Here is a 4978-nt window from a genome sequence, read left to right as displayed (position 1 = left end):
TCGAGACGGTGGACCATCCGGGCATGGTCGCAGAACCGTACGCGGCCACGCATTCAGGTTTTCGAACGGACGGCGTTGGTGAACGTGATCGCGGTGCCGGGCTCGGCCCGCTCCGCCGGGTGGCGCCACCGGGCGGCGCCGGGTGGCGCCGCGACCGCCGGTGCCCCGAGTGCGCCAGGCGCCGCCGACGTCAGGTCGGGCGGCGGAGAACCTCGCGGTGTCAGATCTTCCGCACACAGGACGGACAGAGCCCGCGGTACGTGACCTCGGCCTCGGACACCGTGAAACCGAACCGTTCCCCCGCCGGAAGCCCGGCCAGTGGATCGCCCGCCGGGTGGACGTCGCGGATGGTGCCGCAGCCGGAGCACACCAAGTGCTGGTGCGGGTGGTGGGCGTTGGGGTCGTAGCGCATGGCGCGACCCGCGGCGGAGACCTCCATGACCTCGCCGATGGAGACCAGTTCGCCCAAGGTGTTGTAGACCGTCGCCCGGGAGATCTCGGGCAGCAGCCGGGCCGCGAGGGTGTGCACCTCGTCGGCCGTGAGATGTACGTGGTCACCGTTGAGGACCTGGGCGACGACCCGGCGCTGGGAGGTCATCCGCCAGCCACGCCCTCGCAGCCGCTCCAGCAGGTCGCTCATGTCGGTTCACCTGTTCAGGTTCGGGACACCCGAGGTTCGACCATGGATGTCCGGATTTTGACTTAATCCCACTGAATATACTTTTAGTTCGCTTCTTGACTTGGACTCTGTCCATCGTAGGATCGGTTCCGGCCGCCTGAGTACCGTAATCCGCCTGGTCCGGAAGGATTCCCATGTCTGAGAACCATGATGCAATCGTCGTAGACGCGAAGTCGGAGGGTGAAGGCGGCTGCCCCGTCGCACACGGCCGAGCCCCGCACCCGACTCAAGGCGGCGGAAACCGCGAGTGGTGGCCGGAGCGGCTCAACCTCAAGATCCTCGCCAAGAACCCCGCCGTGGCCAACCCCCTCGGTGAGGAGTTCGACTACGCCGAGGCGTTCACCTCCCTCGACCTCCCCGCCGTGAAGCAGGACATCGCCGGGGTGCTGACGACCTCGCAGGACTGGTGGCCCGCCGACTTCGGCCACTACGGCCCCTTCATCATCCGGATGGCCTGGCACAGCGCGGGCACGTACCGCATCAGTGACGGCCGCGGCGGCGCGGGAGCCGGCCAGCAGCGCTTCGCCCCCCTCAACAGCTGGCCGGACAACGGCAACCTCGACAAGGCCCGCCGGCTGCTCTGGCCGGTGAAGAAGAAGTACGGCCAGAGCCTGTCGTGGGCCGACCTGATGATCCTGGCCGGCAACGTCGCCCTGGAGACCATGGGCTTCGACACCTTCGGCTTCGCCGGCGGTCGCCCGGACGTCTGGGAGCCCGAGGAGGACGTCTACTGGGGTCCCGAGAAGACGTGGCTCGGCGACGAGCGCTACTCCGGTGACCGGAATCTGGAGAGCCCCCTCGGCGCGGTCCAGATGGGCCTCATCTACGTCAACCCGGAAGGCCCGAACGGCAGCCCCGACCCGCTCGCCTCGGCCCGCGACATCCGTGAGACCTTCCGCCGGATGGCGATGAACGACGAGGAGACGGTCGCTCTCATCGCCGGCGGCCACACCTTCGGCAAGACCCACGGAGCGGGCCCGGCGGACAACGTCGGCGCCGACCCCGAGGCCGCCCCGATCGAGCAGCAGGGCTTCGGCTGGCAGAACAGCTTCGGCACCGGCAAGGGCGGCGACACGATCACCAGCGGCCTTGAGGGCATCTGGACGAACACCCCGATCACCTGGGACAACAGCTTCCTGGAGATCCTCTACGGCTACGAGTGGGAGCTGTTCAACAGCCCCGCCGGCGCCAACCAGTGGCGGCCGAAGGACGACGGCGGGGCCGGCACCGTACCCGACGCCCACGACGCGTCGAAGAGCCACGCCCCGACGATGCTCACCACCGACCTCGCGCTCCGTGTCGACCCGGCGTACGAGCAGATCTCGCGGCGTTTCCTCGCGAACCCCGCGGAGTTCGCGGACGCCTTCGCCCGCGCGTGGTTCAAGCTGACGCACCGCGACATGGGCCCGATCGTGCGCTACCTCGGCCCGGAGGTCCCGGCCGAGACGCTGGTGTGGCAGGACCCGCTCCCCGCCGTGACGGACGAGCTCGTCGACGCCGAGGACATCGCCTCCCTCAAGGAGCAGATCCTGGCCTCGGGCCTGTCGGTGTCCCAGCTCGTCTCCACCGCGTGGGCGTCCGCCTCGTCCTTCCGCGGCAGCGACAAGCGCGGCGGCGCCAACGGCGCGCGTATCCGCCTCGAACCGCAGAGCGGCTGGGAGGCCAACGACCCCGACCGGCTCGCGCTTGTCCTCCGTACGCTCGAAGGCATCCAGGAGACCTTCAACTCCGCCCCGAACGGCGGAAAGCGGGTCTCGCTCGCCGACCTGATCGTGCTCGCCGGATCCGCGGCCGTCGAACAGGCCGCCAAGACCGCCGGCTTCGACATCGAGGTCCCCTTCACGCCGGGCCGCGCGGACGCGTCGCAGGAGCAGACGGACGTGGAGTCGTTCGCCGCGCTCGAGCCGGTCGCCGACGGATTCCGCAACTACCTCGGCAAGGGCCACCGGCTGCCGGCCGAGTTCCTGCTGATCGACCGGGCGAACCTGCTGACCCTGAGCGCCCCCGAGCTGACGGTCCTCGTGGGTGGTCTCCGCGTCCTGGGCGCGAACTACCAGGAGTCGTCGCTCGGTGTCCTCACGGCGACCCCCGGCTCGCTGACCAACGACTTCTTCGTCAACCTGCTCGACCTGGGTACGACGTGGAAGGCGACGTCCGAGGACGCGAACACGTTCGAGGGCCGCGACTCCGCCACCGGTGAGGTCAAGTGGACCGGCAGCCGGGCCGACCTCGTCTTCGGGTCGAACTCCGAGCTGCGCGCGGTCGCGGAGGTCTACGCGAGCGACGACGCGAAGGAGAAGTTCGTGAACGACTTCGTCGCGGCGTGGACGAAGGTCGCGAACCTGGACCGGTTCGACCTCGTCTGATCACTTCACCAGGCTGATCGTTTACGGCCAGGCTGATCGTTACGGCCAGGTCGGTCCGCGGACGCGGGTCGGCCTGGCCGTTCGCCCGTTCGGGGGCGTCAGGTGCCCGCGTGGACGTAGGCCGCCCAGACATGGGGGCGGTCGGGGATCCGACGGCGTAGTTCCCGGACGGTGTGGTGCAGGGCGTGGGCGGATGCCGCCGGCGCCATGGCCGTACCGTCGCGGGTCGCCCCACCGCGGGCCGTAGCGCCGCGGGACGTAGCGCCGCGTGTCATACGGCGGTAGAAGTCGCGCGTGACATGGTCCGCGTGGGTGCTGTCGATCTCCCAGAGCGTTCCTACGGCCGTGGGGAAACCGGCGAGCAGGAAGGCGCTGGTGATGTGGATGGCCTCGTCCGACAGCCGCTCGGACGTGCGCGCGGTGCCGCAGGCCGCGAGGAAGGCGAGTTGGGCCGACCGGGGCCGGGTCCGGCAGATCTCCAGGACGGACAGCGACTCGCCGTTCGGCAGGTGGAGCAGGGCGCCGGAGGGTTCCGTCGGGTCGGTGGCCGCGTGGCAGCCGAAGTGCACCCAGGACGTGGTGCCGAGCGCTGCCAGTACGGCCTCACGGGTCGCGGCGGCGCCGACCAGCGGCTCGCGTGCGCCGAGCAGTCCGGCCGCGTAGCCGGCCGCCGCCGCGACACCGGGCAGCTCCTCCTCGGGTGAGGCGACCAGCAGGGCGCTGCCGTTGTCCGCCCCGTCGCGGTGCCCGGCCCGGCTGCGCGCGTACGCCAGGGTCTGGAAGCCGGGGACGTACGACGACATCACGGCGTCCAACGCGGCCCCGCAGCCGCCGAGTTCGCAGTCGGGCAGCGTGCACTGCGCCGCGTGCAATGGCAGCGTGTTGAAGGCCCCCGTGGGCACCCACCAGATGCGCGGCCACGCGCCTCCGTCGGGGACCGGGCCGTAGGGCCCCGCGAGTTCGAGTACGGGGCGCACGATCTTGTGCCAGGTCCAGGAGAGCGTCGCGCGGATCGTGGCCCCGGCGGCGACGAGTTGTACGGGCGACGGCCGCGAGGTGCCCTGCGCGTTGATGGCATCGACCGCCTCGCGCATGCGCCGGGCCATGTCGGCGATCTCGTCCGGCTCCGTTTCGAGGACGAGGGCGGTGATGGAACCCTCCGTCACCACCAGGGCCTGGCAATTGATCCGCGCGTGGTTGAGCACGACGACCGGACCGTCGGCCGCGAGTGCGCGCAACTGCCCGGCGGAGAGCGGACGCAGGAAGCCGTCGAACCCGGGTCGGGTACGGATGGCCTCGACCAGCTCGTCGAGTTCGCGCGACGCGCGGAGCCGGGCGAGGCGGGACCATTCCGCGTGGCCGGCGGCGGGCAGGCCGGACTGTGCCGGATCGGGGGCGAGTTGATCAGCCAGCCGGTCGGTCAGCCGCTCGAACTCGCGAGCCGACTCCGGGTGTGCCGCGCTCAGTTCGCCGAGGTCGGCGCGGGCCTCGATCCGCCGGGACAGCAACAGCCCGCGCCCGCGCTCCAGCACCTCGGCGGCGCGGTCGATGTCCGGCCCCGCGACCGTACGGAAGAGAGCGGCGAAGTCGGGCAGGGAGTCCGGCACTCGCCGCTCCTCCCTGACCACCCTGATGCTCTCGGCCACGGCCGCCTCCAGCTGGTCCAGCCGGCCGACGCCCGCTCTGCCGAGTGCCTGTAGGAGGACCAGCTCGACGATCGCCCGGATGTCTCCCTCGAACGCCCTGAGACCGAACTCGGCGGACTGCTGGTCGCTGCCCCGGTCGGTGATGTCGGCCATGGCCTCGACGGCCGCTTCGAGGTGGGTCAGGGCCGTCTCCGTGTCCCCGTGCTTCACCGCACCGGCCGCCGAGCCGAGTTCCCCGTGGGCCCGGAACGAGGCGGGAAGCGTGGAGACGTGCCACGCGCCGGTGG

Annotated in this window: 3 protein-coding genes; 1 reads left to right on the top strand and 2 read right to left on the bottom strand. The window is 70.9% G+C overall.

The annotated features are described in order from the left end of the window. Nucleotides 1–220: 220 nt before the first annotated feature. Nucleotides 221–640, bottom strand: coding sequence for a Fur family transcriptional regulator (locus P3L51_RS35040; RefSeq protein WP_354609407.1), 420 nt, complete (start codon nucleotides 638–640; stop codon nucleotides 221–223). Between the two features lie 173 nt (nucleotides 641–813). Here P3L51_RS35040 and katG point away from each other — a divergent pair, with 173 nt between their 5' ends. Then, entirely contained in the window at nucleotides 814–3045 is a 2232-nt protein-coding gene (katG, locus tag P3L51_RS35035) for a catalase/peroxidase HPI (protein ID WP_354609406.1), read from the top strand. Between the two features lie 98 nt (nucleotides 3046–3143). Here katG and P3L51_RS35030 read toward each other — a convergent pair. Continuing rightward, a partial coding sequence (locus P3L51_RS35030) for a CHAT domain-containing protein (protein ID WP_354609405.1) occupies nucleotides 3144–4978 on the bottom strand: 1835 nt, incomplete at its 5' end.

Origin of the sequence: Streptomyces panacea, from assembly GCF_040560175.1 — a bacterium.
GTDB classification, from domain to species: Bacteria; Actinomycetota; Actinomycetes; order Streptomycetales; family Streptomycetaceae; genus Streptomyces; species Streptomyces panacea.
The sequence above is the reverse complement of the archived record's forward strand: the minus strand, read 5'-3'. Positions and strand labels throughout refer to the sequence as shown.

Bases quoted from the DNA above. Each gene is read 5' to 3' on its own strand.
- katG (WP_354609406.1), top strand. From the start codon at position 814: ATGTCTGAGAACCATGATGCAATCGTCGTAGACGCGAAGTCGGAGGGT.
- P3L51_RS35040 (WP_354609407.1), bottom strand. From the start codon at position 640: ATGAGCGACCTGCTGGAGCGGCTGCGAGGGCGTGGCTGGCGGATGACC.